Origin of the sequence: Olivibacter sitiensis DSM 17696 (assembly GCF_000427965.1) — a bacterium.
GTDB classification, from domain to species: Bacteria; Bacteroidota; Bacteroidia; order Sphingobacteriales; family Sphingobacteriaceae; genus Olivibacter; species Olivibacter sitiensis.
In genome coordinates, this window is the sequence record NZ_ATZA01000016.1 from 1 (window position 1) to 26,486 (window position 26,486).

General features: G+C 44.7%; 30 protein-coding genes, 1 tRNA gene and 1 pseudogene. 6 read left to right on the top strand and 26 right to left on the bottom strand.

What is annotated here, in order from left to right; all coding sequences use genetic code 11:
- Positions 1 to 332 precede the first annotated feature (332 nt).
- A complete protein-coding gene (locus A37S_RS0110060) occupies positions 333 to 728 on the top strand; it encodes a helix-turn-helix domain-containing protein (protein WP_028296874.1) in 396 nt (131 codons plus the stop codon).
- Between the two features lie 29 nt (positions 729 to 757).
- Here A37S_RS0110060 and A37S_RS0110065 read toward each other — a convergent pair whose 3' ends face one another.
- From A37S_RS0110065 to A37S_RS0110085, 5 genes are all read right to left on the bottom strand, one after another.
- Positions 758 to 1,417, bottom strand: a complete 660-nt coding sequence (locus A37S_RS0110065) for a hypothetical protein (protein ID WP_028296875.1) — start codon at positions 1,415 to 1,417, stop codon at positions 758 to 760.
- 12 nt (positions 1,418 to 1,429) lie between these two features.
- On the bottom strand, positions 1,430 to 2,368 hold the full coding sequence (locus A37S_RS0110070; protein ID WP_028296876.1) for a relaxase/mobilization nuclease domain-containing protein: 939 nt from the start codon (positions 2,366 to 2,368) through the stop codon (positions 1,430 to 1,432).
- Complete coding sequence (locus tag A37S_RS0110075; protein ID WP_028296877.1) at positions 2,358 to 2,738, bottom strand: plasmid mobilization protein; 381 nt, start codon at positions 2,736 to 2,738, stop codon at positions 2,358 to 2,360. The genes A37S_RS0110070 and A37S_RS0110075 overlap by 11 nt, the downstream gene beginning before the upstream one ends.
- A 215-nt stretch (positions 2,739 to 2,953) precedes the next feature.
- The gene (locus A37S_RS0110080) at positions 2,954 to 3,211 is read right to left on the bottom strand and encodes a helix-turn-helix domain-containing protein (protein WP_028296878.1); all 258 of its coding nucleotides are present in this window, start codon (positions 3,209 to 3,211) and stop codon (positions 2,954 to 2,956) included.
- Positions 3,212 to 3,511: 300 nt separating this feature from the next.
- Entirely contained in the window at positions 3,512 to 4,324 is an 813-nt protein-coding gene (locus tag A37S_RS0110085; protein WP_157278552.1) for a hypothetical protein, read from the bottom strand.
- A gap of 223 nt (positions 4,325 to 4,547) precedes the next feature.
- Between A37S_RS0110085 and A37S_RS24300 the strand changes: the two genes are divergently transcribed.
- The 4 genes and pseudogenes from A37S_RS24300 (at position 4,548) to A37S_RS26250 (ending at position 8,730) form a co-directional block, all read left to right on the top strand.
- Entirely contained in the window at positions 4,548 to 5,000 is a 453-nt protein-coding gene (locus tag A37S_RS24300; RefSeq protein WP_211229762.1) for a helix-turn-helix domain-containing protein, read from the top strand.
- Positions 5,001 to 5,097: 97 nt separating this feature from the next.
- On the top strand, positions 5,098 to 7,044 hold the full coding sequence (locus A37S_RS0110095) for an oleate hydratase (RefSeq protein ID WP_028296880.1): 1,947 nt from the start codon (positions 5,098 to 5,100) through the stop codon (positions 7,042 to 7,044).
- Positions 7,045 to 7,162: 118 nt separating this feature from the next.
- Positions 7,163 to 8,059, top strand: coding sequence for a 3-hydroxyacyl-CoA dehydrogenase (locus A37S_RS0110100; RefSeq protein ID WP_028296881.1), 897 nt, complete (start codon positions 7,163 to 7,165; stop codon positions 8,057 to 8,059).
- 247 nt (positions 8,060 to 8,306) lie between these two features.
- Positions 8,307 to 8,730 (top strand): annotated as a pseudogene (locus A37S_RS26250) (alpha/beta hydrolase).
- A 675-nt stretch (positions 8,731 to 9,405) separates the two neighbouring features.
- Here the strand turns inward: A37S_RS26250 and A37S_RS28145 are convergent.
- The 19 genes from A37S_RS28145 to A37S_RS24330 form a co-directional block, all read right to left on the bottom strand.
- Positions 9,406 to 9,531, bottom strand: a complete 126-nt coding sequence (locus A37S_RS28145) for a hypothetical protein (RefSeq protein ID WP_281169865.1) — start codon at positions 9,529 to 9,531, stop codon at positions 9,406 to 9,408.
- Positions 9,532 to 9,614: 83 nt separating this feature from the next.
- Positions 9,615 to 9,905, bottom strand: coding sequence for a DUF6958 family protein (locus tag A37S_RS0110115; protein WP_028296882.1), 291 nt, complete (start codon positions 9,903 to 9,905; stop codon positions 9,615 to 9,617).
- A gap of 11 nt (positions 9,906 to 9,916) precedes the next feature.
- Positions 9,917 to 10,288 (bottom strand): VOC family protein, encoded by a 372-nt coding sequence (locus A37S_RS24310; RefSeq protein ID WP_051292983.1) that lies wholly within the window; start codon positions 10,286 to 10,288, stop codon positions 9,917 to 9,919.
- Positions 10,285 to 10,617: an ArsR/SmtB family transcription factor gene (locus tag A37S_RS0110125; RefSeq protein WP_028296883.1), complete on the bottom strand. Its 333-nt coding sequence runs from the start codon at positions 10,615 to 10,617 to the stop codon at positions 10,285 to 10,287. The genes A37S_RS24310 and A37S_RS0110125 overlap by 4 nt, the downstream gene beginning before the upstream one ends.
- Positions 10,614 to 11,042 (bottom strand): SRPBCC family protein, encoded by a 429-nt coding sequence (locus A37S_RS0110130; RefSeq protein WP_036602152.1) that lies wholly within the window; start codon positions 11,040 to 11,042, stop codon positions 10,614 to 10,616. Before A37S_RS0110130 ends, A37S_RS0110125 begins: the two co-directional genes overlap by 4 nt.
- A 96-nt stretch (positions 11,043 to 11,138) precedes the next feature.
- Positions 11,139 to 11,825 (bottom strand): ATPase, encoded by a 687-nt coding sequence (locus tag A37S_RS0110135; RefSeq protein ID WP_028296885.1) that lies wholly within the window; start codon positions 11,823 to 11,825, stop codon positions 11,139 to 11,141.
- A gap of 6 nt (positions 11,826 to 11,831) precedes the next feature.
- Entirely contained in the window at positions 11,832 to 12,302 is a 471-nt protein-coding gene (locus A37S_RS0110140; protein ID WP_157278554.1) for a hypothetical protein, read from the bottom strand.
- A gap of 8 nt (positions 12,303 to 12,310) precedes the next feature.
- Positions 12,311 to 12,967, bottom strand: coding sequence for a hypothetical protein (locus A37S_RS0110145; protein ID WP_028296887.1), 657 nt, complete (start codon positions 12,965 to 12,967; stop codon positions 12,311 to 12,313).
- A 12-nt stretch (positions 12,968 to 12,979) separates the two neighbouring features.
- A complete protein-coding gene (locus tag A37S_RS0110150; RefSeq protein ID WP_028296888.1) occupies positions 12,980 to 13,942 on the bottom strand; it encodes a relaxase/mobilization nuclease domain-containing protein in 963 nt (320 codons plus the stop codon).
- On the bottom strand, positions 13,932 to 14,312 hold the full coding sequence (locus A37S_RS0110155) for a plasmid mobilization protein (RefSeq protein WP_028296889.1): 381 nt from the start codon (positions 14,310 to 14,312) through the stop codon (positions 13,932 to 13,934). Before A37S_RS0110155 ends, A37S_RS0110150 begins: the two co-directional genes overlap by 11 nt.
- A 195-nt stretch (positions 14,313 to 14,507) precedes the next feature.
- Complete coding sequence (locus A37S_RS0110160; protein ID WP_028296890.1) at positions 14,508 to 14,786, bottom strand: helix-turn-helix domain-containing protein; 279 nt, start codon at positions 14,784 to 14,786, stop codon at positions 14,508 to 14,510.
- Positions 14,787 to 14,980: 194 nt separating this feature from the next.
- Positions 14,981 to 15,754, bottom strand: a complete 774-nt coding sequence (locus A37S_RS0110165) for a hypothetical protein (RefSeq protein WP_028296891.1) — start codon at positions 15,752 to 15,754, stop codon at positions 14,981 to 14,983.
- 97 nt (positions 15,755 to 15,851) lie between these two features.
- Positions 15,852 to 16,613 carry a tyrosine-type recombinase/integrase gene (locus tag A37S_RS24315; RefSeq protein WP_157278556.1) on the bottom strand — a complete coding sequence of 254 codons (762 nt, stop codon included), beginning with the start codon at positions 16,611 to 16,613 and terminating at the stop codon, positions 15,852 to 15,854.
- Complete coding sequence (locus tag A37S_RS24320; protein WP_051292985.1) at positions 16,585 to 18,147, bottom strand: IS5 family transposase; 1,563 nt, start codon at positions 18,145 to 18,147, stop codon at positions 16,585 to 16,587. Before A37S_RS24320 ends, A37S_RS24315 begins: the two co-directional genes overlap by 29 nt.
- A 45-nt stretch (positions 18,148 to 18,192) precedes the next feature.
- On the bottom strand, positions 18,193 to 18,726 hold the full coding sequence (locus A37S_RS24325; protein ID WP_084163850.1) for a phage integrase SAM-like domain-containing protein: 534 nt from the start codon (positions 18,724 to 18,726) through the stop codon (positions 18,193 to 18,195).
- 299 nt (positions 18,727 to 19,025) lie between these two features.
- Positions 19,026 to 19,099, bottom strand: a tRNA-Pro gene (locus A37S_RS0110185).
- Positions 19,100 to 19,262: 163 nt separating this feature from the next.
- Positions 19,263 to 20,789 carry an L-piperidine-6-carboxylate dehydrogenase gene (gene amaB / locus A37S_RS0110190; RefSeq protein ID WP_028296892.1) on the bottom strand — a complete coding sequence of 509 codons (1,527 nt, stop codon included), beginning with the start codon at positions 20,787 to 20,789 and terminating at the stop codon, positions 19,263 to 19,265.
- 150 nt (positions 20,790 to 20,939) lie between these two features.
- Positions 20,940 to 21,851 (bottom strand): DUF1338 domain-containing protein, encoded by a 912-nt coding sequence (locus A37S_RS0110195; RefSeq protein WP_028296893.1) that lies wholly within the window; start codon positions 21,849 to 21,851, stop codon positions 20,940 to 20,942.
- A gap of 2 nt (positions 21,852 to 21,853) precedes the next feature.
- Positions 21,854 to 22,945 (bottom strand): saccharopine dehydrogenase family protein, encoded by a 1,092-nt coding sequence (locus A37S_RS24330; protein WP_051292987.1) that lies wholly within the window; start codon positions 22,943 to 22,945, stop codon positions 21,854 to 21,856.
- A gap of 75 nt (positions 22,946 to 23,020) precedes the next feature.
- Here A37S_RS24330 and A37S_RS27470 point away from each other — a divergent pair, with 75 nt between their 5' ends.
- On the top strand, positions 23,021 to 23,158 hold the full coding sequence (locus A37S_RS27470) for a hypothetical protein (RefSeq protein WP_169719470.1): 138 nt from the start codon (positions 23,021 to 23,023) through the stop codon (positions 23,156 to 23,158).
- 96 nt (positions 23,159 to 23,254) lie between these two features.
- Here the strand turns inward: A37S_RS27470 and A37S_RS24335 are convergent, their stop codons facing one another.
- Both A37S_RS24335 and A37S_RS0110210 read right to left on the bottom strand, forming a co-directional pair.
- The gene (locus A37S_RS24335) at positions 23,255 to 24,502 is read right to left on the bottom strand and encodes a dipeptidase (protein ID WP_036602154.1); all 1,248 of its coding nucleotides are present in this window, start codon (positions 24,500 to 24,502) and stop codon (positions 23,255 to 23,257) included.
- Between the two features lie 149 nt (positions 24,503 to 24,651).
- Positions 24,652 to 26,385 carry a M14 family zinc carboxypeptidase gene (locus A37S_RS0110210; RefSeq protein WP_245586352.1) on the bottom strand — a complete coding sequence of 578 codons (1,734 nt, stop codon included), beginning with the start codon at positions 26,383 to 26,385 and terminating at the stop codon, positions 24,652 to 24,654.
- Between the last annotated feature and the right edge of the window lie 101 nt (positions 26,386 to 26,486).

Here is a 26,486-nt window from a genome sequence, read left to right on the forward strand (position 1 = left end):
GTAAAATCCCAGAGCAAAAAGGCGTTTTCCACCATTGCTGCACTGATAAGAATCCATTTAATCAGTAATCTTGAGATATATTGGATGGTGCAGAACAGCAGGAGAACTTACAGCAAACAGAAAAAACGAAATAAACCACCTTGTATACAGGTAGAACTGTTCTAAAAAACAGGGGGGGGNGGCTTTTTTATCTAATGAAAATATTTACTGATAATCAGTAAGTTAAGTGAGTTTATTGCCTGTTTTTAAGTTTATCCGTTTGGTAGTGATTCTTTATATTAGTTGTGGTAATGCCTGTGGTGCCTTACCTTTGTTGCGTTACACAAATAATTATGGAAAAAACAAAAAGAGTTCACGAAGGGCGAAATATCAAACGGTTTAGGGAAATGCTGGGTATAAAACAGGAAACGCTTGCTTTCCAGCTTGGTGAGACTTGGACACAAAAGAAGATTTCCCAACTTGAAGCCAAGGAATGGATTGAGCGTGATATATTGGAACAGGTTGCGGCTATTCTCAACGTTAGCCCAGAAGTTATCCAGCGTTTCGATGAGGAAGCCGCAATCAATATCATTTCCAGCACTCTTCACGACAACGCTGGTTCGGTGTTTTACAATTTTAGTCCGATTGACAAACTTGTCGAAGCGTATGAGGAAAACAGAAAACTCTATGAGCGCCTGTTGGAAAGCGAACGTGAAAAATTGGAGATGTTGAAGTCAAAAAAACGCTAAACTGCTAAGTAATGCGAGATGTCTAAATCCTAATTTTTCTTAATCTTATTTACTTTTTCACGTGCTTTTTTTGCATCTTCTTTTGCTTTCTTTGCCTCCTTCTCGGATTGCTCCGCATTCTCTTCGGCTTTTCTAATGGCGAGCAATCTTTCTTCTTCCTGCTTCACCCAAATTTCAAGTTGCTTGGGATTGTTGTTGTATATGGAATCAATATCCAGTGATACCTGTGGATAAAAAAGTCTGACCATTCGGAATTTGATGTCACTGTTTTTCAGAGCGGAGTTTGACCGCCAAAGCTGAAAGCTGGCGAAAAGAGAAAGAGCCAACACAAGTAACAGTATAATCCCTGTAATGATATAGGGTCTTTGTTTGTCTGTGAAACGATGTTCTAACTGAAATTTCATTTGCTTGGGCATTTTACCTATTATATTTCCCTGCTTGGTCTGCTGTTCCTTTATATCAATTATATCCGCGCCAAGGGTGGCTATTTGGCTGTTGTTTGACGCTTGCAGTTCCGCAAGGTATTCAACCGTTGCAACATGTTCCAATTTCTTTGTTATCTGTGCGATTTCCGCCGAATAGTCTTTAGATTCTGATTGCTGTTTTTCGAGTTGTTGCACACGTTTGTCCATTAGTACGACTATCTCCTGTTGGTCTTTAACGGCGGTCTGTAATTCCTGTTCGTTCATATTCTTTTTTGTTTATCGTCTTATTCCCCTTGATTTTTCTTCTTCGGGTTTCTTTTTTTTCTTGCGCCACGTTGGGTCGGGTTCGGGTTCTATCGAAGCGGGCATGTTCAATAGGTCACCAAGCAAGCCCAATCCCGTTTCATATGTTTCTGACCGCTGTTCCTGCTGTCCGAGTACCTCCCTTATCTGGTCGGCAAGCGTAGTGGACTGTGATATTTCCGTTCCCCGATTGTGGCTTAACTGTTTCTCCATACTGGCGAAACTAAATTTGCGGTCGATTGCCGAGCCTTTGAACTTTACGCTTTCCTTTTCAAAGGAAATGCCCTGCACCTCGTTGGTTCCGCTACGGTACTTGTAATGCATCCCGATGCCCTGCCTTGCAAGCATGGCTTCCACCTGCTTCCATGTGGTGGCTTTCGCCATGACGAGTTTAAGGGCATCGTGTATGGCAAAGCGCAACCTGTCATTGCCACGCAACGCCTGCCTGTTCACCTTTGCCTTGCCCTTACCGAGATGGTAACCGTAACGCTCGGTCATCTCCCTGCATAACTTTCGGCTCTTGTGCCAATGGTTGAAATTGCCTATCGTCTTTCCATCGTTGTCCACTCGGTTGTAGACGATATGGAGATGCGGATGTTTTTTATCCGTATGCAGTACGGTTATGTATTGGGTATTCTTGATGCCCATTTTTTCCATGTATTCCCTTGCGTGTTCCGCCATCTTCTCCACGGTAAGTTTATCCCTGTCCTCGTTGCTCCAACTTAGCACGGTATGGCCTACGGCATTGCCAAGCTGTGGGCGCATCTTCCGCTGTGCGTTAAGGTCTGCAACAATCGCCTTGATGTCGTAATCCCTAACGCCTGCCGAATCCAAAACTGAGGATTTCCCCCGTTCCAACAGGTAACGGACGCAACCGCCGAAACTCTTGCCCGTAATAACCTTAGCTATCATCCTTACCAATCCTTTCCATTAACCGCTCCACTTCGCCAATTAATCCGCGCAGATCCGTCATGATTGACACAAGCCCTCCCTTGTGTGCAAGCTTGGTCAACTGGTTGAGGTTGTTCGCCATGCCCGACAATGTGCGCAGGTGCCCTGTTTCTTTTTCTGACAGCCTCGGCCTTATCACGGCAACCTTTGCGGACTGCCGGAACCAATCGCTTATCCGCATGCCCGCATTTCTCGCTTTCCCTGCAATCGCCAAACGTTCGGTTGGGGTTATCCGTACCACGAGCGAAACGCTTCGGGTGATTGCTTTTTTCGGACGGCCACGCTTGCGTGTTTTTCCGTCCGTTCCTTTTTCTTTCGCCAATTTTTTCATTGGTGAACCTCCCCAAGTTTACGGACTGCGACCATCGGGAGCATCCGCCGTTCCCCACACGACGGAGCGTGGGGAAACGGTTTTTTGCATTGCAAAAAAATAAACTTCTCCCTACAGGGCGACAAAGGTTTACCTTTGGAGAACTGATAGCGGATTGCGTGTCTTTCCGGCAATCTTTCCGCTCTTTGCAGGTGCTATTCTCCATCTTCTCCTCCCTACATCAGCTTTTGGATGTCCTCGTATTTGTAGTACATCAGTCCGCCGATTTTCTTGAACGGCAATGTACCATTCACACGTAAATTTTGGAGCGTGCCTGCGGATATGCCGAGCAACTTGCGCACCTCATAGCTTTTGAGCCAAGCCCTCAGTTCATGTCGGTGTTTTCTCGGATGGGGGCTGTGCTTTCTGATTTCCTCGAATAGTTCCTTTTTGAATTTTTCGAGGTCATCCCTCGTGATAAGCTCTACGTTCATCTTTCCTCCTTTGTTATCGTTAAAAAATCTGTTACCCTGCGGACGGAAACGAACGGTATGTTTCCGTCCGCTTTTGGTACAAAGGAATGGAGTAAAGCTGTTCAGAGGATGACCATTATAGGCATTTGGTCAATTTTGGGTGAAGGTGTACAGATTTTTGTGACTCTCTATCGAGGAGAGTATTGTTAGGTTTGTGGCTAATGGGCATTATTTGCCAAAAAATATACTCTTGTATTGATATACTTCCAAAATCGAACTAAAGGACTATGGTATTAATCATGCATTATGTGCTATAACCTGTCATTTTTTAATCAGTTCTGCCGTCATATCGAGTTTGTTGTGAATTTCAATAAACAGTCTTTGAAATTTTTTAAACCTATCTTCACTTGAAATACTTGTCACCACGGCGATTGCACTTCCATAAAGTTTGTTGTGTCGTATCATCTGTCCAAGTAGTCTGTCATATTCTGATTGCGAAGGGTCTTTTTTTACTTCTATTGGAAATTTTTTATTGAGCAATAAGTCTGGATTACTTTCTCCAACTTCTTCTTCGAGTTTGAAATGCTTCTCAAGATAGTTTCTTAGCTCAATCTTATAACCTTCTTCAATTATCCTTTTTCTATCTGGTGTCCAACTTAGTAGTTTATCAACAATCTCTTTGAATGTCTTGTTAGTTTTGTCTGTATTTGTGGTTTCTGCCGTAGATTTTATTATTTCAATTACATCTTTCCAGTGTGGTCTATCCGAATACTCCTTGACGAAAACATTTGGAATTTCACTCCATTTTATGTTGTGAACTTTACTAATCCCTTCAATAGAAGGCCTTAATTTTGCTTGTGTCCAATCTGCAATTACTGGAAGTGAATTGTTTCTTCTTACAAGTTCTCCATACTGGTCGAGAATTTGATTGATTGGTGTTCTTTCCATTACAAGAAGGTTTGGATTGTCGCCACATTCTTCTTGAAGTTTGGAATAAGCGTTTCGTCCAAAAACTTCGTCAAGTTTTCGTTTGTGAACACCACAGAATTTTAAAAAGTCTTTACACAAAGGTTTTTGTCCCTTATTTAAGTCTTTAAGTTTTTTGTATTGTTCAATAAAATTTTCTTTGTTCATATCAATAGGCTTGCGCATCTCAAATATATGTGCAATAATCCAATCTCCCAAGTTTGCCACTTAAAAACTATTTTTGGCGTCTTTACTTCTCGTCACTTGCTATACCGAGTTTTTTACAAAACCATTACGTGTTTTGTACATTATTTTCTGCTCCTCTATAAGTTTATACGCAATATCTCTATAAATACGACACTAATCTTCTTCGGGTACAATCTTAAAAAACTTGTCCTTTTCCCTTATCGGGCGGTATTTTGTACCTCGTTTTTCTTTATCGGCAGTAAACCTGCTCCTTGAGGTTGCTTCTGTTATGGACGGCCAAAGGACGGAAACCGAAAAAGAAATAGTACAGGACACCAACAACCTGTTTTACAAATTCACCGAACTCGTACAGGAAAATGTAACTGCTCATCAGGATGTACAGTTTTATGCTGATCAATTATTCATCACGAGTAAATATTTGATCAGCATTGTAAAAAAAGCGACAGGGAAAACACCGCACGTCATTATTGATGAATACCTGCTTAAAGAAGCCTATATTTTGTTGGGATATCCGGAAAAGACTATTTCACAAATCGCATTTGATACAGGATTTAATTCTCCTTCTTCCTTCGGACGTTTTTTTAAAAAACATGCTTCCATTTCGCCGCAGGAATACAGAAAACGACAGTCACTGTAATAAAAGCGAATTATTGCATACGATTGGCGAATTTGGGGATATGATAAGAATTTGAGTACATCGTACCTTTACTTTATGAATTTAAAACATTTAAGATATGGATTCAATAACTTCAAAATTCGACAAAGCTTTAAAGGCTTCTAATGTTTATGGACATGTAGACCATCAACCCGACAGCAGTAAAGAAACTCCGAAAAATACACCGGAAAAATCCTACCCTTTTTCAGACCAAATAGGCAACTATCAACGAAACAAAGGTATTCCTACGAAATCATACAAAGACAGCAAAGTTTATATCGTAGGAAGTGGAATTGCAGGTCTGTCCGCCGCATACTATTTTATCCGTGACGGACATTTTACACCGGAGAACATTACCTTTATCGAACAGCTTCATATCGATGGAGGGTCTTTGGATGGTGCCGGAAATGCAAAAGACGGTTATATCATCCGAGGCGGTCGTGAGATGGACTGTACTTATGAAAATCTATGGGATATTTTTCAGGACATTCCCGCATTGGAAATGCCTGCTCCGTACAGCGTTTTGGACGAATATCGCTTGGTAAACGACAATGATTCCAACTATTCTATCGCAAGGTTGATACACCAGCAGGGAAAAGTAAAGGATTTCAGCAAATTCGGACTGAATAAAAAAGACCAGCTGGCCATCATCAAGTTATTATTGAAGAAAAAGGAAGAGCTGGACGACGTCACCATCGAAGAATACTTCAGTAACACCTTTATCGAAAGTAATTTCTGGACATTCTGGCGTACGATGTTTGCTTTTGAAAACTGGCACAGTTTACTCGAATTCAAGCTGTATATGCATCGTTTCCTGCACGCCATCGACGGACTGAATGACCTTTCTTCCCTGATTTTCCCGAAATACAACCAGTACGATACCTTTGTAACGCCACTCGGAAGATGGCTGAAAGAGAAAGGCGTAAAAATACAGCTCAATACCTTGGTAAAAGATTTGGATATGCTAATCAATGCCGATGGAAAAGTCGTGAAAGGAATCATAACGGAGCAGGACGGAAAAGAAGTGGTCATTCCTGTATCGGAAAATGATTTTGTGATCGTTACCACCGGTTCGATGACCGAAGACACCTCTTACGGCAACAACACGATAGTACCCGTATTGGCAGTAGACAACAGCACCAGCGGACAAAGTACCGGGTGGAAACTCTGGAAAAATCTGGCAGCGAAATCGCCTGTTTTTGGTAAACCGGAGAAATTTTGCAGCAATATTGAGAAATCATCATGGGAATCCGTCACATTGACGTGTAAGCCTTCCGCACTGATCGAAAAATTAAAAGAATATTCGGTAAACGATCCCTACTCGGGCAAAACCGTTACCGGAGGTATCATCACAATTACAGATTCCAACTGGCTAATGAGCTTTACCTGTAACCGCCAGCCGCATTTCCCAACTCAGCCGGATGATGTATTGGTACTTTGGGTATATGCCCTATTTATGGACAAAGAAGGTAATTACATCAAAAAAACAATGCCGGCGTGTACCGGAAACGAGATCCTTACGGAATTGTGCTACCATTTGGGAATTGTAGACCAAATCGATGATGTCATCGACAACACGATTGTTCGTACCGCTTATATGCCTTACATCACATCGATGTTCATGCCGAGAGCCAAAGGAGATCGCCCTAACATCGTACCGGAAGGATGCAAAAACCTTGGTTTAATAGGGCAGTTTGTGGAAACCAATAACGATGTGGTATTCACGATGGAAAGTTCCGTAAGAACCTCGAGGGTAGCGATTTACGAATTGTTAAACCTTAACAAGCAGGTACCGGATATCAACCCGTTACAGTACGATATCCGCCATTTGCTGAAAGCGACCAAAACCCTAAATGACGACAAGCCGTTTTTAGGAGAAGGATTGTTGAAAAAAATCCTGAAAGGAAGCTACTTTGAGCATATACTACCAATCGGTTCCGATACGCACCACGAAGAAGAAAAAGAATCCTTCTTAGCAGAGCAATTTGGAAAATTCAGGGATTGGGTCGGAGGTATCAGAGGATAACACGAGAATATCCCGTAACAGAAGAACGTTGAAACTGATTTAATAATTAACAGGAAGTGTCTAAAACCGCCATATTTGAAGGCTTTTTAGACACCTTCCTCTCTTAAAATTTCAAAATATGAACTTTAAAAATGTAACCATAGCAGGAAGCGGTGTTTTGGGCTATCAGATAGCTTTCCAGACCGCCTTTCACGGATTCAATGTGACCGTGTACGATATCAACGACAAGGTTTTGGATAAAGCCAAAGCCAAATTTGAGCTCATGAGCGAAGCATTCAAACGAGATTTGGGTGCTACTCAGGAACAGTTGGATGCCACATTCAAAAATCTGCATTATAATTCCGACCTGAAAGAAGCGGTAAAAGATGCTGATTTAGTGATAGAAGCTGTTCCCGAAAATCCGCAAATTAAGCTGGATTTCTATCAGAAGCTTGCCAAGGCAGCACCGGAAAAAACGATTTTTGCGACCAACTCCTCTACGTTGCTACCAAGCCAGTTTGCGGATACTACCGGACGACCGGAAAAATTTGCCGCACTTCATTTCGCCAATACCATCTGGATAAACAATACCGCAGAAATAATGGGACACGCGGACACAGATAGAGCGGTATTTGACGCGTTGGTAGATTTTGCAAAAGCCATTGGAATGGTTGCTTTACCGCTATATAAGGAACAGCCGGGATATATTCTAAACTCGCTGCTGGTTCCACTATTGAGTGCGGCAACCAATCTTTTGGTAAATGACGTCGCTGATTTTGAGACGATAGACAAAACCTGGATGGTAGCGACCGGAGCTCCGATGGGACCTTTTGGAATACTGGATGTGGTCGGTATCACAACAGCCTATAACATCAACCAAATGCAGGCAGAAAAAACACAGGATCCGTTGAAAATAAAAACGGTCGAATATCTGAAAGAACAGTTTATTGACAAGAATAAGCTTGGGGTAGCTACGGGAGAAGGTTTTTATAAATACCCGAATCCGGCATATAAGGAAAAGAATTTTCTGAAATAAAGATTTGTTTGAAGAAATTATGCCGAACAGTTTTTTGAGGAATTGGCTTCACCCATTCATCATTTTACTCTTACTTTTGTCAAGGACAGAATCTGTTAACGCTCAACGTATGAAAAGTTCTGTGAAACAAACATCAGGCTACATCAGCCAACCGAAAATTGGTAACCCGGGTTCGCACCAACTGTTTTATACATTGTTCGAGCCGGAAGATGTACCGGTCAAAGCTGCCGTTTTGATCCTGCACGGTATGCAGGAACACAGCGGACGCTATGCCGATTTTGCACGGTATCTGGCAAACAATGGCTTTGCCGTTCTTAGGCCACGGTAAAACCGTCGAAAAAGATGAGGATTTAGTTTTTTTCCAAGACCGGCAATCCAAACAGCAAGTCATCGACGATGCCAAAAAAATGGCGATCTATTTAAAAGATCAACAACCTGATGTCCCTCATTTTCTGTTGGGGCATTCGATGGGATCTTTTATTGCCCGATGCTTGCTACAACAGGTAGGCAATGAGTTCGATGGTGCCATTGTCGTAGGAACGGGTGGAAAAATAACCGGAATCGGATTTGCAAAAGTTTTTTTGGATATAGGTAATTTTATTGCTCCGGAGAAACGGAGCCTCTTCGTCAATAATTCGTTTGCCAAAATGACCCCTTGGCAGGAGTATTAAAACCAACCGTAGTATTCAATGCCAAAGGCCTTGAGATCTTTGGAAAGTATAAGCTTGAGAAATTTTCCATAGTAAAGAGCAAAGCGTATTTACTATGGGATTAAAAATAGACCTTTCGGGGAGGTTTAATAAAATGAATGACTTATTTAATAAAATGAATGACTTATAAGTTAATCAAGAACCGATAATATATTATTTCTTTTTTTCAAAAAACGTCTCTACTAAGTAATCATTGGAATATCGGCACACCACGTGTATTTATGTAGATGAAGAAGCAGTAGCTATCATAATATTAGACTTTCTTTATCTAATGTCAAAGAATCACAAGGAATTCGAATCTCTGTAGGAATACATCAGAGGACTGACGCAGTTTTTCTAGACAACCTAACACGAAAGTCTAAAGATTTTGAGTGTAAAAATCGAACTATAAATAACCGAACAATAACAGTTTGGTTCACAGACTTTTATTGGTATAAAAAAAGAGAAAGTTGTTAACAACTTTCTCTTTAAGTCGGGGTGGCAGGAAGATTCCATACCTCCGCAAATAGCTATCAATCAAATTGTTGAAAATCCTTTTGAAGAACCGCTCACCTTTTTGCTCACATATAGTTTGCTCGGTGATTGGAACAAATATAACGGTCTAAACTAACAAAAGGAAACAATTGGCTATAAATCTTACTGGCTGGCGAAAGAAAAGAGAAAGTCCAGCTTTTCACCGTAAATGCCCAAAGCGAGAACAGCCACGGCCAAGAGCGGTGGGGTTTCGCAGGCCGCAAATGAGCGGGGGCTTCGTTTAGACATTTAGCCATAAATAATAAAAAGGACTAACTTGCCTAGTGCCAGTTAGCCCTATTACGTGTAGCCGGATGTCAATGGCTTCTATTTCATTTTGCCAAACTAAAAGTCTGGGGCGACACCTTGTTGTTTTTAGACAACTCGTCCCCTGCTTCCATATCCATCTGAACCCACGCCAAATGCCATTGTACATTTCCTTGGAAAGTTACTTTTTGGCGGGCGAGTTCGTCAGTTACTCCTTTCAACATTTCCTTAAAAGTCATCTCTTTTTGTGATTTCATTATGCTGACCAGCGCGTTTTTCAACGTGTCGTACTTATCCTTATCCATTGCAACCGTTTTTTTGGTTGGGTCAGGGTGTTTCATCTGTAATTTTTCCATTCTGATTAATTTTATGAGTTAAACTTTGGTGTTTCTCTTATCAGCCATTGGTTACCGTCAGGGTCACTAAGCGAAGTCATTTTGCCGTGCGGAAAGGTTTGGATATCGGGAACGTCCACGCCTTTAGTCCGCAATGCTTCCACATCTTTTTCAATGTCATCCGTTGAGAGCATAAGTCCTTTTATACTCCCTGCGGGTGCAAACATTGGCCCCGAACCAAGTGTAATTGTTGTATCATCATCGGGTAGCCCCAGTTGCAGCCAAGTACCGCCGTCAGGGGTTTGTCCTTCAAAAACCACGATAAATCCAAGTTTATCGGTATAAAACTGTTTTGCTTGTTCCTGATTGCTTACAGGAATGGAAATCATTTCAATGTTTCTCATTTTTTTTGATTTTTATGTTTATTTAAAAGATTTTCCAGTTTTTGGACTTGATTGTTCCAATATTGCTCGAAGAAATCCATCCAGGTTTTTATTTCGTCAAATCCAGCTTGGTTCAGGTAGCAAATCCGTTCCCTGCCAACTTCTTCTATGGTTATAAATCCCGTATGATAGAGTACTTTGATGTGTTTTGAGATAGCGGGACGGCTGATGTCGAAATGCTCGGAAATATCGTTTATCGACTTTTCGCCTTTGGAAAGTAAAGTCAAAATATGCCTCCTGTTGGGGTCTGCTATCGCCTGAAAACTATCTATGGAAGATGAGTAGGTCATTTCAATGCTGTTTTAAGTTTTTTTATGATATGGTTTTTCCACCCAAGCTCCATAATGAAACTGGTCATGACATTTTTTAAGCCCTCAAAACCTGAATGCTCAAGTTCCAAGGTGGTTCCTGTTCCATTGGGTTTAAGTCGCCACGTTACGACCGTGTCTAACGTGATGACACCTTTTTCCGGTCCCGCTTTAAAGGAGTAGGATAGTTTTTCGTTCGGGACTACTTCCAAAACTTTATGGTACATCATTCCGTCCCATCCCCGTTTGGGCTTTGCGGACTGTTTTTGTGTAAACTCAAAGCCCACAACAGGCTCAAAAGATTTGATTTCAGTCCATTGACTGAGCAGTTCGGGATTGGTCAGGTATTTCCAGATTGTTTCGGGTGGATGAGGGAATTGCCATCTAAGGTGTATGTTTCTCTTCATTATGCGTAACTCTAAGGTTACGCAAATATACATGTAACCTTTGGGTTACGCAATATTTTTTAAGATTTTCTATCAAATGGTAGTATTTTTTTATACTTACCTACGCCTGTTCCCAATCCCTCTTTGTTTGTTCTCTGGCTTTTGTCGCTTTTCAAGTTGGGAAGAAAGGTCATTAATCCGTTGGATAGCTATTTCAAGCAACCTGTCATTGAATTGGGAATTAAACCAACCGATATTAGGATTCAGTACCACATGCTTTCCGTGTTCTTTCAGGTAGTAGGCAATAACGGGAGCTATACCCTTTATGCTTGTATCCACGAATTCCACACGGTCGTAGCGGTGCATATTTTCCTGCACTCGCTTTATGCCCTCTTCATAATTAAAGATAATTTCTTCCGTGTCAATGAAATGTCCTCCCAATCTGACACGAGTGTCCACACGTATTGTCGCTGTCTCCACATCCTCCAACCCGAAATAGATAAGGTTGGTTTCATATCCGGCATTTTTGAATGTTTCTGTTATCTCGATGGCAAGGTCATTGGAATAGTTGCTTTCAAAGGCAAAATCACTGCGTTGGACGATGGCTTCATCTCTTTCGTTTTCCAAGCGTGTAGGCACACCACCTTTTAGTTTTTCAGGATCATAGTCCGGATACTTCTGTAACAATTCGGCGTATACCAAATCACCGTTGAAGATATGTGTGCCTTTCGGTATATGTTCATGGCCATAAGTTGACTTGCCCGCCCCGTTCGGACCGGCAAGGATAAAAAACTGCGGTTTCATGGCTGATTATTTGGCTATGGAAAGCTTCGACCAATATCCCTTGCCAGCAGGCAATAGCGATTTCAATACCGAGTAGCTTCGTGTAGCCATATCGTAGCTGACCAAATCTTCCGAGCCATCGGGATTTGCCCTGATAAATTCCTTTGGTGCTTTGGCCCGTTCGTCACGGTAGAACATGGGAACGCCCATTGAAAAGGCTTCCCTGTGGATGTCCTCGGTGATCTTTGCCGTTTTTTCATTGGTTTCGGCAACCGTCAACCCATTGGGCATCAACTGGTCAAGGTTTCTTTTTTCGTTGTCCCTATCAGATTGCAGGTTATCGAAATAATCAAAGAATTTCGAGCCTGTTTTCAAACTTTCTTTCAATTCCTTGAAGTCATCCGTAGGGATAAGCACACCTGAAATTGCTCCTTGTTCGTCCCTTATTTCCTTTAGTTTCATAACATCTGCGCTCATGGTACTTACAAATTTAGTCATTTTCTGCTTTATTTTAAATTCCTGTCTTTTTGCTCTTTCAACCGCTTCAATCTTTCGGTTGCCTGCTCTGCCTGCTCTTTGGATTGCCTTGCCGCTTCTTCGGCTTTGGTAATGGCAAACAATCTTGCTTCTTCCTGCCCCACCCAAGCTGCCAATTTCTTCGGGCTATCATGGTACATTGAATCCACATCCAAAAATATTTTTGGATATACCAGCTTGACCGTTCGCATCTTAATATCGCTGCCGTGCAAAGTGGAGTTATCCCTCCAAAGCTGAATGCTGGCGAAAAGAGAGAAAACGGCAACAAGAAACAGGACAACACCGGCAATTATATAGGGTCGCTGCCTGCCCGTAAGACGATGCACTATTTCGACCTTTATCTTCCGTGGAAATTCCTTTATTAGTGTTTCCTGCATGGTCTGTTGCTCGCCGATAGCCGTGACAAGGTTACTACTGGCGGTAGCCTGTTTACGGATGGATTCTTTCAACCCTGTAAGCATATCATCCGTTAAAAGATGTTCCAGTTGTCCGCTGATATATGCCAGTTCTGCCGAATAGTCTTTGGTTTCGGATTGCTGTTTTTCGATTTGTTGCACACGTTTGTCCATCCTTACTATTATATCCTGTTGGTCTTTTACAGTGGTCTGTAATTCCTGTTCGTTCATTTCTTTAATGTTTTATCTGCTGATTCCTCTTGATTGTTCTTGCCCCGGTTTCTTTTTTTTCCTGCGCCATATCGGGTCGGGTTCAGGTTCTGGCGTTACTGGGGTAAACGCAGCATCCAAAAAAGCTCCAAGCACTTCTGTTGCCACCTCCAATCCATGCGCTATGGGTTTCTCCTGTTGCCCAAGTACCTCCCTTATCTGGTCGGCAAGTGTGGGGCTTTCCGTGGCGGAGCGCGTTATTCCCATTGCTCGGTTTTCGCTTAGTTGTTTCTCCATCCCTGCAAAGCTGAATTTGCGGTCGATAGCCGAGCCTTTGAACTTCACGCCGTCCTTTTCAAAGGAAATACCCTGCACCTCATTCGTTCCGCTACGGTACTTGTAATGGATACCGATGCCCTGCCTTGCAAGCATCATTTCGACCTGCTTCCATGCGGTGGCTTTCGCCATCGCGGATTTAAGCGCATCGTGTATGGCATAACGAAGTTTGTCGTTACCCCGAAGTGCCTGCCTGTTAACCTTTGCCTTGCCCTTGCCGATATGGTAACCGTAACGCTCGGTCATCTCCCTGCATATCTTTCGGCTTTTGTGCCAGTGGTTATAGTTGCCAATGGTCTTGCCATCATTGTCCACACGGTTATATACGATATGTACGTGTGGGTGTTTCTTATCCGTATGCAGTACGGTCATGTACTGGGTATTCTTGATGCCCATCTTCTCCATGTATTCCCGTGCGTGCCGTGCCATTTTCTCTAAGGTAAGCTTAGCCCTATCCTCGTTGCTCCAACTAAGCACGGTATGCCCCACGGCATTGCCAAGCTGTGGGCGCATCCTGCGCTGTGCATTCAAATCGGCAATGGTGGCTTTGGTGCTGTAATCCCTAACGCCTGCCGAATCCAAAACAACGGACTTTTCACGTTCCAACAGGTAGCGCACGCAACCGCCGAAACTCTTACCCGTAATAACCTTAGCTATCATCCTTACCAATCCTTTCCATTAACCGCTCCACTTCGTTCAGTAATCTGCGCAGATCCGTCATGATTGACACAAGCCCTCCCTTGTGTGCAAGCTTGGTCAGCTGGTTGAGGTTGTTCGCCATGCCCGACAATGTACGCAGATGTGCTGTTTCTTTTTCTGACAGCCTCGGCCTTATCGTGGCAACCTTTGCGGACTGCCGAAACCAATCGCTTATCCGCATGCCCGCATTTCTCGCTTTCCCTGCAATCGCCAAACGTTCGGTTGGGGTTATCCTAACCACGAGCGAAACGCTTCGGGTGATGGCTTTTTTCGGACGGCCACGCCTGCGTGTTTTTCCGTCCGTCTCCTTTTCTTTCGCCAATTTTTTCATTGGCGAACCTCCCCAAGTTTACGGACTGCGACCATCGGGAGCATCCGCCGTTCCCCACACCGCGGAGCGTGGGGAAACGGTTTTTTGCATTGCAAAAAAATAAACTTGCTCCTTACAGGGCGACAAAGGTTTACCTTTGGAGTACTGACTGCGGATAGCGTGTCTTTCCGGTGTTCTTTCCGCTCTTTACAGGTGCTATTCGCCATCTTCCCCTCCCTCCATCAGCTTTTGGATGTCCTCGTATTTGTAGTACATCAGTCCACCGATTTTGGTGTAGGGCAACGTACCGTTCATCCGCAGGTTTTGGAGTGTACCCGCCGATATGCCGAGCAACTTGCGCACCTCGTAGCTTTTGAGCCATGCCCTCGGCTCGTGTCCATGTTTTTTCGGGTGAGGGTTGTGCTTTCTGATTTCCTCGAACAGTTCCTTTTTGAATTTTTCGAGGTCATCCCTCGTGATAAGCTCTACGTTCATCTTTCCTCCTTTTCTTTACGTTAAACCATGTTTCAGACGACCGGAATCCAAATACATTTCCAGTCGCTTTTGGTACAAAGTAAAGGGGGAACGATAGGTAAAAGATGACCATTGTGGGCGTTTGGTCACTTATAGGTCACTTCCATCTTCTGTTTAAAATGGAAGTTTTTGGAATTAGTGAAGGAGAGAAAGCATTATTTACCTTTCACATCGTTCTTTTTAGTCACGATGCTATACAATTTATGTTTTTCCTGTATTAGCCGATATTTAACGCCCGGATTATCTTTGTTTGCAGGGAAATAACTCCTTAGTGTCTGTTGGTTGATTTCTTCTTCCCCATGTTGGAAATATTTACATATCAGCTTCACCCAAACGGTTTCGGTCGATGGGGCTAATAGATGGGTATCATCCCTTTCCGGAAGTGTCAAAACTGGCAATTGCTGGATGATGTCAACAAAGGGATAAAGGTAGCCTTTGGTTATCCTGATTTTTTGGTCGGTTTCAAATGCTTTCATCTCCTTGATAAGCTCGTCCTTTTCCGCAAGTTCCTTTTTCAGCGAGGCAATCTCCGAATCGTACCGTGTGATGGTGATGTCCACGGGATCACGGTAGCCGTAGGTATTGATTGATATGAGATAGTCACGGAATGTCCGCAGGCATTTTAGGTTGACACGGTTCCGGGCATGTTTACGGGAAAAGGGGGATTGTTTGCGGATAAATTCGATATGGTCTGCCACGATTTCCCTTACGAGTTCATAAAACTCTGCTTCGGTACATTTCCCTGTGCTTACGGCATACTCCATGTGATAATGATAATATTGTTCCTGTTCTTCGTTACCTATTACGTACAGCCGTGTAAGAAAATGATTGTCATCGTAGTAGTTCCAAAACCCGATGGGGCTACCGATGTCGTATCGGTGTTTTCTTCTGCTGAAAGGTCGGCGTATCTTGAAATAGGTATCCCTCATGGCAATCACTTTTGAACACTTGAAATAAAAAAGAGACAGTCACCTATTGGGCTGTCTCTTACAAAATTACTTAATTCAGGGGGATTTTTACGTTGGCTTACCTTGCGGCTGCCATGCGCTCCCTTAGATTCTGCATATCCTCGCTCAACTTGTGTTCGACCACCTTTGCGTAAATCTGCGTAGTGCGGATGCTCGTATGTCCGAGCATCTTGCTCACCGATTCGATGGGTACACCGTTGCTCAATGTGACCGTGGTGGCAAACGTGTGTCGTGCGATATGGAATGTAAGCGTTTTATTGATTTCGCATATGTCCGCTATCTCCTTTAGATATCCGTTCATCCGTTGGTTGGAAATTACAGGGAACAGTTTATCACCGTTGGATGCTTTCGGATGGTCATGGTACTTCGTTATGAGTGCGGATGCCTGTGGCAAAAGGGGTACTTTAACCACCGTTTCCGTTTTCTGCCTGTTGGTGACCAACCAATCCCCACCGTCTATGCCTTTCACGATGTTGCCCCTTGTAAGGTTTGCCATATCAATATAGGCAAGCCCTGTAAAGCAACTGAAAAGAAACATATCGAGTACCGATTGCAAGCGTTCGATGGAAAACGTCTTATCAGCCAGTATGTCCAGTTCTTGTTGTGTTAGATGCCCCCTTTCCACTTTATCAAAGTGGAGCTTGTATTTGGCAAAAGGGTCTTTCGCAAGCCAGTCCATCATTACAGCCATGTTGACCATCTTGCGAAATCGCTCAATGTGCTTCATGATACCATTGTTATTGAGCGGTTTGTGGTGATCTTTCGGTTTGTACTTTCGTAGATAGGGCTTGCTAAATAACTGGAGTTGGCGCATATCCATTCAGCCTGTCCATCGGACTGCATTTTTCGTAGATGCAGTCCCAAATGATACGGACTAGGCAATATAGTGCCTGCCTAGTCAAATTGACTAGGTTTAGCACTAAGGCTATACAGGCAATCCAAGATTCCGAGGTGTTTTTGAGTTTGGCCTGGATGCAGTCCAAGCCATAAGCCAGTTTTCCCTGTCCGAACTTTCCCTCTATCGGATTACGATCACCCGGTCTTATGTGGTCTGCCACTGCCGCTTTAGCCGGGCGCCCCAGGGGCTTTGCCGATAGCTTTATGCCGTGCTGGGCCAGCCATTTTCGATTCTCCCTGTTACAGTAAATCTTATCGGCCAATACTTCCTTTGGATAATAGCCCATACGTTGCCGATAGCGCTCCACGCTTTCCCGGAGGCTTCCCCCTTCGTTGAAGGCATCCCAACTCAGCTTATCAATGAACGTGAACCCTTCTACCAGGCTGACCTGTAGCTTGCTGCCGAATTCCACCTTGGACTTTTCCTTGCCCCGAACGATGGGGCGCACGTGTGGTTGGTGGATGTTCACGATACGGTGTTCCACTGTTTTACTCTGGCTACGGTGCAGGTAGTCCTGCTGCCCATGGACCGTATGCAGTACCATCAGGTACTTTTGTTCCGACGGGGTGAGGGGGAAGCTGCCGTAGGCATCCAGCAATTTGTCGATATGGCCCAGATTCCTCCTCAAAAACCGTATCTGGCTGCCGTTTGCCCTGTATATGGCCTTGGCCGACTTGGCTTTCTTCTTTGCTGTACCCAGAAACAGTTTACGGGCTACCTTGCGATACGTGCGTGGCTTTACCGGGCCGTGCAGTGCCGGTGAATAAAGCAAGTCTATCAGCTCCTCGCTCTTGCGGCGGGCCGCATCCAGTACTTTCAGGTCGGTGGGAAAGGTAATATGCTGCGGGGCTACGGTAGCATCCATGAGTAGCTTCCCTTTATTGTGGGCGGGCGGGGGTACGGATAATACGGGATCCTGCTGGGCCCCATGTGGAACCGAGCCCGTATCCTCACGGTTTCCGCCATCGGGTATGGGGTCATTAGCCTCCGGTGGGAGATCCTGACTGGCCTCCATGCAATGCTTTACTATCACCTCGTTTATCTTACCCGTTAACTCCAATGTCATCCGCTTACGGATGGCGACAAAAAGCGGTGCGGTAAAGGGAGGCTCATCGGTAAAACTACTATACCCCAGAAAGTACTGCATATACATGTTTTCGGTAATGTGCTGGACGGTATCCCGGTCGGTGAACGACTCGATATGCTTGATGATCATCGCACCGATTACAACCCTGCCGCTGATGGGTGGGCGACCCTCGGCACTGCGGAACGTTCGGTCGTAAATGGGTACAATCTTATCCCAGGGGATGGCTTCGGCCAGTCGTACCCAGCGGTTGTTTTTGTTGAGCCGACGCTCAAATGGGGTGTCAAACCCCTCCAGCTTTAGCTGGGCCGGGCTCACGTAATTGGGCGTCGCTGCAAGCTTTTTGCGCCCTTTGACTACTTTTCCTTGCATCTGAACTCGTGTTTGGACGCTCTAATATACTGAATTTTAATTTGTTCATAGTTGTTTAGCAAGCCCTAGATAGCCCTCAAAATCCATGATGAACCTGTAATTGAGTTCCGACAAGGCTATATCGTTCCTGCGGTATTTCTCTTTGAGGAATTTCTCGATATACCGTTGGGTAGTATGGTAGTTCTTCATCGTACCATGCGCCAATTTATGCACCGTCTCCCTGTTATGGTAATCGACCAACATGCGCACGGTCATCGTTTCCTCCGCTTCGCCAAGAAAAAGCGATTTGACGGCATCCACGGTAACCGTTTTCCGTTGCTGTACCAATTCATGGTAGCCATCGGCAATGAGTGTCCGGACCCGTTCGATGTGGCTGTTCAGCTTTACGATTTCCTCTCGCTTGCCTTTTGCCCTGCCCTTTGCATCATCCCATTCTTTGGGGGCAACTTTCTTTTTAAGGGAGATTTCAGACCTGCGACCGTTCACGGTTATCCTTGCGTACACCGTTGCCATGCCGTTTTTCTGTTGTTTGGGAATCCGCAAGACGAAGTGGATTCCAAAGGTGTTCCTACTTTTCATACCAATCTATTTTTTGTTTAACTGATACACTTTAGCACGGCTCGGCACACACTACTCACCTATGTGCATTCAAAAGGGTATCAAACAGCAACAATCAGCATCAAAACAACTGTATTCAAATTACTGAAATACAATTAGTTAATCGCTAATAGGTGAGTAAAATTAAATCATCAAAATCACTCACGCAATTACTCACATTTTGATTGGTATTCTTTGGGGTTTATTAGTATGGAAAAAAATAAAAAACCCGCAAATTCGTTCAATTTGCGGGTTTTTGACCTTACTTAGTGTAAGTGTTGTCGGGGTGGCAGGATTCGAACCTACGACCTCCACATCCCAAATGTGGCGCGATACCGGGCTACGCTACACCCCGATCAAAAGCATCGCTTTTTTTAAGGTGAGGCAAAAGTAACGATATTTAGCAATTGCGCAAATCTTTTTTATTAAAAATCACAGCGCCTCCCTATGAGAAACAATAGCTTTTTGATTTTCAACCATTTAATTTCAGTATCATTTTTGCCTGTCCGCTAGCCTTGTTATAAATCGAACTTGATGCCCTGTGCCAAAGGCAGGCTACTCCCGTAATTGATCGTATTGGTTTGCCTACGCATGTAGTTTTTCCAAGCATCGCTCCCGCTCTCGCGCCCGCCACCGGTTTCTTTTTCACCGCCAAATGCTCCTCCTATTTCGGCTCCGGACGTACCTATGTTCACATTGGCAATACCACAATCGGAGCCTGCCGCAGATAAAAAAGCTTCTGCTTCCCGCAAGTTCAAAGTCATGACCGATGAAGATAAGCCCTGAGGCACCGCATTTTGAATCTTTATAGCTTCGTCGAACTCCGTATATGACAATAAATAGAGAATGGGAGCAAATGTCTCTTTCTGCACGGTAGCATACGTACCAAGCGCCTCCATAATGCAAGGTTTCACATAGCAACCGCTACTAAAAGCTGCACCCTCAAGCACACCGCTATCGGTAATCAATTTGCCTCCCTCCGCCAAGCAATTTGCTATCGCCTGCTCATAGGCATTTACGGCCTCCTTGTCTATCAAGGGGCCTACATGGTAATGCTCATCCAAGGGGTTGCCTATGCGCAACTGGCCATAGGCCTTTTTCAATCGCTCTTTCACCTCGGCATAAATGCGTTGATGCACGATGAGCCGACGGGTAGTAGTACAACGTTGGCCTGCCGTGCCCACAGCGCCGAAAACGGCCGCAGGAACGGCAATATCCAAATCGGCATGTTGACTGATAATAATAGCATTATTGCCGCCTAGTTCAAGCAGTACCTTGCCAAGACGGGCACCTACCGTAGCTGCCACTTCCTTTCCCATTCGGGTAGATCCCGTAGCCGATACCAGCGCAATGCGATGGTCCTGTGCCATACGTTCCCCCAGCCATCGTCCACCGCTTATCAGGTTACAAACACCTTCGGGCACATCATTGGCTAAGAAGACCTCTGCCACGATCTTTTGGCAAGCCAGGGCGCTTAAAGGTGTTTTTTCCGAAGCTTTCCAAATGCACACATCACCGCATACCATTGCCAACATACTGTTCCAGCTCCATACGGCCACCGGAAAATTGAAAGCAGAGATAATCCCAACGATACCCAAGGGGTGCCATTGCTCGTACATGCGATGTGCTGGCCGTTCGCTATGCATGGTAAGGCCGTACAACTGGCGAGAAAGGCCAAGGGCAAAATCACATATGTCTATCATCTCCTGCACCTCCCCATAGCCTTCCTGTAGGCTCTTGCCCATTTCATAGGAAACCAATTTGCCCAGGTATTCCTTCTTCTCGCGTAGGGCCTCTCCTATTTGCCGCAAGACCTCTCCCCTTTTGGGCGCTGGCCATAAACGCCATTGCCCAAAGGCCAACCGGGCCTTATCCACAACGCTCCCGTAAGACTGTTCATCGGTTTCTACCAGGGTAGCTATGCGCTCACCGTCAACCGGAGAAAAACTGCTCAGCCTGTCTCCCGATGAGTCCAGCCAATCATTTCCCGTAGAAGTTCCCTTATTTATTTCTTCTATCCCTAATGCTAATAGTATATCTTTCATTTTTTAATTCTTTAGCTGTTAGCTATCGGCAATCAGCCATCTGACTTATATGCTTTGGCCTAATTCCCCTAAAAATTTACAACTTAAAACGTTCGACTTATTACCTTACAGCCCTATACCATACGCCTTATAACCCAATATCTACTAGCCCTAAACCTCTTTCCTCACCTGCCCCAAATAGGTACTTTCAAAGATCTTATCCGCATTCTGCGCCTCAAAACCTTCCCGTCGGTACTCCCGTTTCACTTGGTCTGGCGGCAAATGCCTGTATGGTTCCAGCACACGTCTTTCCGCAAATTCTACATAGGAACCTGGAATCCATTCTTTCCTGCCATCGGCAAAGCTCGCTTCGACCTTTCCGGCCACCGTACTGCTCTGCAAGAGGCCTCCATCGGGGCTTTGCTTGACCTTACCGCCCGCATCGTTGAGCTTAAAACCGTGACGTTCCAAAAAATTGTTGAATTCTGGAATGGTATTATAACCTTGCTTGAAATGGTGCACGGCCAAGGTATAATGGTTCAGGTAGTAGCGATTATATATCACCCAGGCAGCGTACTCGCTCTCATTGGCCAATGCCCGATAGTCTTCCCAGGTGGGTACCGGCCATTGGGCCGTGTGCAAAAAGGCATCTACAGCCATTGGGTCTTCCAAATCCAAGCTATCTACGGGATCGTGCTGCACCACGTCCGTATAGCGATGAATCACTTGCCGGGCTTTGTCACTCAAATCCTGTACCCGCAATTCGGACAAAAAGATCCTGGGCAAGTCTTCCCTCGGCGGGGAATACCAATAGGCATCCAGCTTCTTCTCGTCAAACTGGTAAAAATTCCTCCTTTCGTATCCATAATACAAAAAGATCTTTTCCATGGAGGCTATCCCCAGATGAGGCACACCCAAGGAGCGGAAAGCAATGTGATCGTTTTCTATTTCCTTTTCAGAATCGATGATCCCCTCCGTTTTCATGGCGGCTATAATAGCCCCAACATCGGGCACGCGCTGACGGTATCGGCCCATGAGCCCGTCCAGCACCTTTTCCCATTTTTTCACTCTTTCGGATTTCATACCTAGACTGCTTTAAGTTGTACCTGATTGGCCGCGCGAGGGGCAACATAGAAGCTTCCCCATTTGGTGGCCAAGAACTGTTCCAGCGTGATATCCTCCTGCTTGATGAAGCCCTGCGAAGGCAAACTGCCATTGAATACCAACTCCACTACGGCTGCCATGGAAGCCGCCGTGGTCCAGGATATTGCCCTCCATTCCCTCCCGTGTATCTCCCGGGGAAGATAAGCTTCATAAAACTCTTCGCGACGCAATTGGTCGCCTTGCCAGCCTTCCACCACGGCATATACATATACGACGTCTTCCCGCACGGGAGGCTTGGCTTCCGTGAGGATTTCTTCCAAGAGTTCCTTGCGGTCTTTCAGGATCAATTCATACAACAGGAAGCGCATCAGCTTGGCATGTCCGGGATAACGGATGGTCTTGTAGTTGAGCGTATCGACCCTACCTTCCAAACTTTCACATAATGTCCCCAAGCCTCCGGACGTTGAAAAAGCCTCAAACTCTTGCCCTTCTATATTAATAGTTTCTATTCCCTCCAAGGAGGGCACGAACTTGCGTACCCCATTGTGTATCACCTCGGCATCCTTAATGTACTCGTTGATGACCCCAGCGGGAGACCAAGTGAAGGAATACCCCAATAGTCCGTTCGGGTACCTGGGAAGTGCCCCAACGCGTAGTTCTATATCGCGCAGCTTGGTGAAGCGCTTGCAGAGATCTGCCCCTACAATACCTATGAAACCAGGCGCGAGGCCACATTGTGGCACCATAGCCCCTCGTGCCGTTTGGGCCAGCCTGCGCACGGCTGTGGTGGTCATCACATCTTCCGTTAAATCGAAATAATGGATGCCCAACTCGTGCGCCACTTCTGCCACGCCTATATTTAAGTGATAAGGCAGGCAGGACACTACCCCTTGCTTGTTCTTCAAAAAGCTTTTCAGCAAGGCCTCATCGGTTACATCGCCTGTTACCACGGGAAAAGTGAAATCATCGGAAGATAAAAAGCGATCCAAGCCTTCTACCTGAAAATCTTCCGACAATAAAGTCCCCACCAATGAGCCTACCTTACCCAATCCAATAATCGCTATATGATTCATTTTTAAACATATTTTAAATGGTCAATTAGATAATATGAAGCTATACAATCATCGGCAATAGCCCAATGACAGACTATGAGTGACGATCGCCGCTTGCAAAACCAGAAAAAAGGGAAAACGGGTAAAATTCCCAGAAAAACAGGAAAAGGATCACGGAATATTGGCACAGGCGCTCCGCAGGAAAGCCATGTACGCACACAATATGTTTATTAGGTGGTTCATACTTGTCGTTTGCTAATATAAATAATCCCATATTATTTTGAAAATATGGGATTAAAAAATCAGGTATAATTCGACAAATAGAAAGGCCTATTGGGCTTGCAGCGATTGGGCTACCTGCTCTACCTCCTTCATCACGCGAAAGAGATTACCGCTCCAGATCTTCTTGATATCTTCCTCACTATAGCCCCTTTTTACCAACTCATAGGTCACATTGCCCATTTTGCTCACATCGTACATGCCGATGACGCCACCGCCGCCATCCAGGTCAGCACCTATACCAATGTGATCTGTTCCCACCAGTTTAGCAATGTGGTCTATATGGTCGGCCACCATCTGTAAAGTGGCCAATTCTTCTGGATATTTTTTGTTAATCTCCTCCATGGCCTTTCTGCGAATCTCCTTTTCGCTGTCGGTAAGATTGGCATTATTCGGATACTTTTCCCTCAAGGCCTTCATGGCCGCCGCACGTTTTGGATTTCCATCTTTCAGGTAACCGCTCAGCATGTTCATTTGTATCACTCCCCCATGCTTTGCCAAGGTTTTGATCATATCATCGTCCATATTGCGCGGATGATTGTATAAGGCCCTTGCTGATGAATGCGATGCGATGATGGGCGCCTTGGAATATTTGATGGCATCGTAAAAGGTTTCGTCAGAGGTATGCGAGATATCCACCATCATGCCCAGACGGTTCATCTCTGCCACCACCTGCTTGCCAAAATCGCTCAGGCCATGGTGCTCCGCCCCCTTTGGATCCGTTGATGAATCGCAGATATCATTATTGGTGGTATGGGACAGCGTCATGTACCGCGCTCCCAGGTCATAATAGGTTTTCAATAAAGAAAGGTCCTTGCCGATAGCCCATCCATTTTCTATGCCGATGAAAATGGCTAGCTTCCCTTCATCCTTCAAGCGATAGGCATCTTCCGGAGTGGTAGCCAAACCAGCCATATCGGGATGCTTGTTGACGGCTTCATGAATCAAGTCAAATAATTTCAGGGCCTTTTCCTTTGCTAGCGCATTGCCTTCGGGCGTACGTTGGCCCTGTCCGAGGTACACCGCGTAGAACATGGCATCCAGCCCCCCTTTTTTCATTCTAGGGAAATCTATCTGTGAACGTGTAGTCTTCACATCATGTTCTTCCGATATATCGAAATCGGGCCTTCCAATAGCATAGGTAGGCAAGTCGCCATGTGTATCCAAGCTCAACGCTGCCGCGTGGATAGCACCGGCCTTTTCTTTTATTTTAGGATCATCATAGGTTTGCGCTATGGCCATGCCGTGGCAAAAAAAGGAAATAAATGCCAGTAGGTAGATTGATTGTGTTTTACTCATGGTGCCTATGGTTAAGTTCGATTTACATTTAATGCATTCGTGAATCAAAGCTATAAATTTAACATAAAAGGCATAAAAAACATAACTCTATTAAGCTTTTCCCATACATCAACAAGAAAATTACGTTTTATCATAATGTCAACTCAAATCTAAGGCAAGCACCTGGCAATGGGATACCTCATATGCGTTTTTTCATAATAAGGCGATCGCTTATAAATCCAGTCCAATTGTGCACGTCCATTGGCCTTAAATTTGGGATCTCTTTCTTTCTCTTTTTGGAATTCCTCGGCCAATTTCGGGATTTCCTTCAACAGCCTGGCCGCTTCATCCTCGAAGATATAGGATGAAAAATATTCTTTTTGTCCCAATACGGCATCGAAGAAATTCCAGTTGAAGTAGGAATCCACCGCTTGGGGCTCTAGGGTTTCCACAATGTACCTATTTGATTCTTGGTCTGTGGTCACTATGACATCGCCCGCATAAAAGGGTACTTGCTGTCTTTTGCTCTCTAACTGCACCTTACTGTGTATATAATGGCCTTCATAAGGCATGGACCCGGTACTGAAATCCTTGATATAATACATCTCTGCTTCGATGACCGTATCACGTGCCAAGGTATCGAGGTGCACGCCATTGAGGGCCAAAAGTGAAATCACCTTTTCATAGGCCTGGGGAATGACGTAGGCTCTGGGTTTTTGCACCGTAATGGTCGGTTTGTAGCGGTCGTATAGTTTAATTTCGCGCGTATATGGCTTTGACCTATCGTAATACATTCTATCTAAACCGCTCACCTCACTTTCTTCATGTGCGGCTTCATAGCCATAAAAAGGAATATTGCTGTACTTGGTGGTATCTACTTCCCAAGCCAGCGGAAAAGATTCCTGTTCTTGCACTGCCTTTTTTGCTGCAGCTCTTGTCTTTAGCAAGTCCGCTCCTTGCTCGGTGGTAATAGCAATCAAATGTTGCATCAGGGAGTAGGTAGACTGGACACGTTGTTCATAGGGCTTCCACATATGCGTTTCAGGCATATAGGCTATGGTATTGTGCAAAGCGGCGTAACCAGTCGAATAACGTGGGTTTTCCAAATAGGCTACAATGCCCGATTCGGGCGTTTCACCTTGGAAAGAGACATAGGGAATCAACTTATAGTCCTCCTTTTCCATTCTTTTGTACAATTCCTGCGTGTAGTTTTTCAGCATATATTCCGCCAGTATCGGGTTTAGTTTATCCCGCTGCGTATCTATCAGGGTCATGATATACTGGTAGTCTGCCCCATTGCTGGAATGGTTGTCCATAAAGACATCGGGATCCCATGCGTTGAATATGGTCTGAAAAACCTTGCTGTTGCGCGAATCGCTTTTGATGAAATCGCGATTGAGGTCGAAATTTTGCCTATTGCCGCGAAAACCGTATGCCCTTGGGCCATTTTGGTTTACCCTGGACTGACCGCGATTGAGCATGCCGTCTATGTTGTAAACTAAAATAAAGCACAACACCACCCGATCTGGCACACGCCCTTCCTTCAGCATATCGCGCACCAACATCATGGAAGCGTCTATCCCTTCCGGCTCACCGGGATGTATCCCGTTATTGAAAAGGATTACGCTCTTTCCCTTTTGCTTGATGCTCTTTGCGTCAAAATCGCCGTCCTTAGACAATACCATTACCTGCAGCGGCTTACCTACATCGGTTTTTCCATAGGTAAACAGCTTGGCCTCCTTATATTGCTCATCCAACTGCTGGTAAAAGTTTACAACCTCCTCATAGGTAGCCGTGGTATTATGTTCGGGATCTCGTTCAAATGAGGTTGATTGGGCGATGGCTCGGGTACCATAGAACAAAAGCATTGATAAAAACGAAAAAGCGTAAAGTTTATGCATCATATTATTTTTTTACGCTATAAATATCCGTATTGTAAGCGGTACATCCAACAAAACGGCACATAGGTCACCTTAAAATTACAGTCATGGTAAACAATGGCCTA

Coding starts and splice junctions, on each gene's coding strand:
- A37S_RS0110165 (WP_028296891.1), bottom strand. CDS start 15,754: ATGAGGGATACCTATTTCAAGATACGCCGACCTTTCAGCAGAAGAAAA.
- A37S_RS0110070 (WP_028296876.1), bottom strand. CDS start 2,368: ATGATAGCTAAGGTTATTACGGGCAAGAGTTTCGGCGGTTGCGTCCGT.
- A37S_RS0110150 (WP_028296888.1), bottom strand. CDS start 13,942: ATGATAGCTAAGGTTATTACGGGTAAGAGTTTCGGCGGTTGCGTGCGC.
- A37S_RS0110085 (WP_157278552.1), bottom strand. CDS start 4,324: ATGAACAAAGAAAATTTTATTGAACAATACAAAAAACTTAAAGACTTA.
- A37S_RS24330 (WP_051292987.1), bottom strand. CDS start 22,945: ATGAATCATATAGCGATTATTGGATTGGGTAAGGTAGGCTCATTGGTG.
- A37S_RS24320 (WP_051292985.1), bottom strand. CDS start 18,147: ATGCAAGGAAAAGTAGTCAAAGGGCGCAAAAAGCTTGCAGCGACGCCC.
- A37S_RS24310 (WP_051292983.1), bottom strand. CDS start 10,288: ATGAGAAACATTGAAATGATTTCCATTCCTGTAAGCAATCAGGAACAA.
- A37S_RS0110195 (WP_028296893.1), bottom strand. CDS start 21,851: ATGAAATCCGAAAGAGTGAAAAAATGGGAAAAGGTGCTGGACGGGCTC.
- A37S_RS0110135 (WP_028296885.1), bottom strand. CDS start 11,825: ATGAAACCGCAGTTTTTTATCCTTGCCGGTCCGAACGGGGCGGGCAAG.
- A37S_RS24315 (WP_157278556.1), bottom strand. CDS start 16,613: ATGGATATGCGCCAACTCCAGTTATTTAGCAAGCCCTATCTACGAAAG.
- A37S_RS0110210 (WP_245586352.1), bottom strand. CDS start 26,385: ATGATGCATAAACTTTACGCTTTTTCGTTTTTATCAATGCTTTTGTTC.
- A37S_RS0110160 (WP_028296890.1), bottom strand. CDS start 14,786: ATGAACGTAGAGCTTATCACGAGGGATGACCTCGAAAAATTCAAAAAG.
- A37S_RS0110155 (WP_028296889.1), bottom strand. CDS start 14,312: ATGAAAAAATTGGCGAAAGAAAAGGAGACGGACGGAAAAACACGCAGG.
- A37S_RS27470 (WP_169719470.1), top strand. CDS start 23,021: ATGAGTGACGATCGCCGCTTGCAAAACCAGAAAAAAGGGAAAACGGGT.
- A37S_RS0110130 (WP_036602152.1), bottom strand. CDS start 11,042: ATGAAGAGAAACATACACCTTAGATGGCAATTCCCTCATCCACCCGAA.
- A37S_RS0110145 (WP_028296887.1), bottom strand. CDS start 12,967: ATGAACGAACAGGAATTACAGACCACTGTAAAAGACCAACAGGATATA.
- A37S_RS24325 (WP_084163850.1), bottom strand. CDS start 18,726: ATGAAAAGTAGGAACACCTTTGGAATCCACTTCGTCTTGCGGATTCCC.
- amaB (WP_028296892.1), bottom strand. CDS start 20,789: ATGAAAGATATACTATTAGCATTAGGGATAGAAGAAATAAATAAGGGA.
- A37S_RS0110125 (WP_028296883.1), bottom strand. CDS start 10,617: ATGACCTACTCATCTTCCATAGATAGTTTTCAGGCGATAGCAGACCCC.
- A37S_RS0110065 (WP_028296875.1), bottom strand. CDS start 1,417: ATGAACGAACAGGAATTACAGACCGCCGTTAAAGACCAACAGGAGATA.
- A37S_RS0110100 (WP_028296881.1), top strand. CDS start 7,163: ATGAACTTTAAAAATGTAACCATAGCAGGAAGCGGTGTTTTGGGCTAT.
- A37S_RS0110080 (WP_028296878.1), bottom strand. CDS start 3,211: ATGAACGTAGAGCTTATCACGAGGGATGACCTCGAAAAATTCAAAAAG.
- A37S_RS0110075 (WP_028296877.1), bottom strand. CDS start 2,738: ATGAAAAAATTGGCGAAAGAAAAAGGAACGGACGGAAAAACACGCAAG.
- A37S_RS0110060 (WP_028296874.1), top strand. CDS start 333: ATGGAAAAAACAAAAAGAGTTCACGAAGGGCGAAATATCAAACGGTTT.
- A37S_RS24335 (WP_036602154.1), bottom strand. CDS start 24,502: ATGAGTAAAACACAATCAATCTACCTACTGGCATTTATTTCCTTTTTT.
- A37S_RS0110115 (WP_028296882.1), bottom strand. CDS start 9,905: ATGGAAAAATTACAGATGAAACACCCTGACCCAACCAAAAAAACGGTT.
- A37S_RS0110095 (WP_028296880.1), top strand. CDS start 5,098: ATGGATTCAATAACTTCAAAATTCGACAAAGCTTTAAAGGCTTCTAAT.
- A37S_RS0110140 (WP_157278554.1), bottom strand. CDS start 12,302: ATGACTAAATTTGTAAGTACCATGAGCGCAGATGTTATGAAACTAAAG.
- A37S_RS28145 (WP_281169865.1), bottom strand. CDS start 9,531: ATGTCTAAACGAAGCCCCCGCTCATTTGCGGCCTGCGAAACCCCACCG.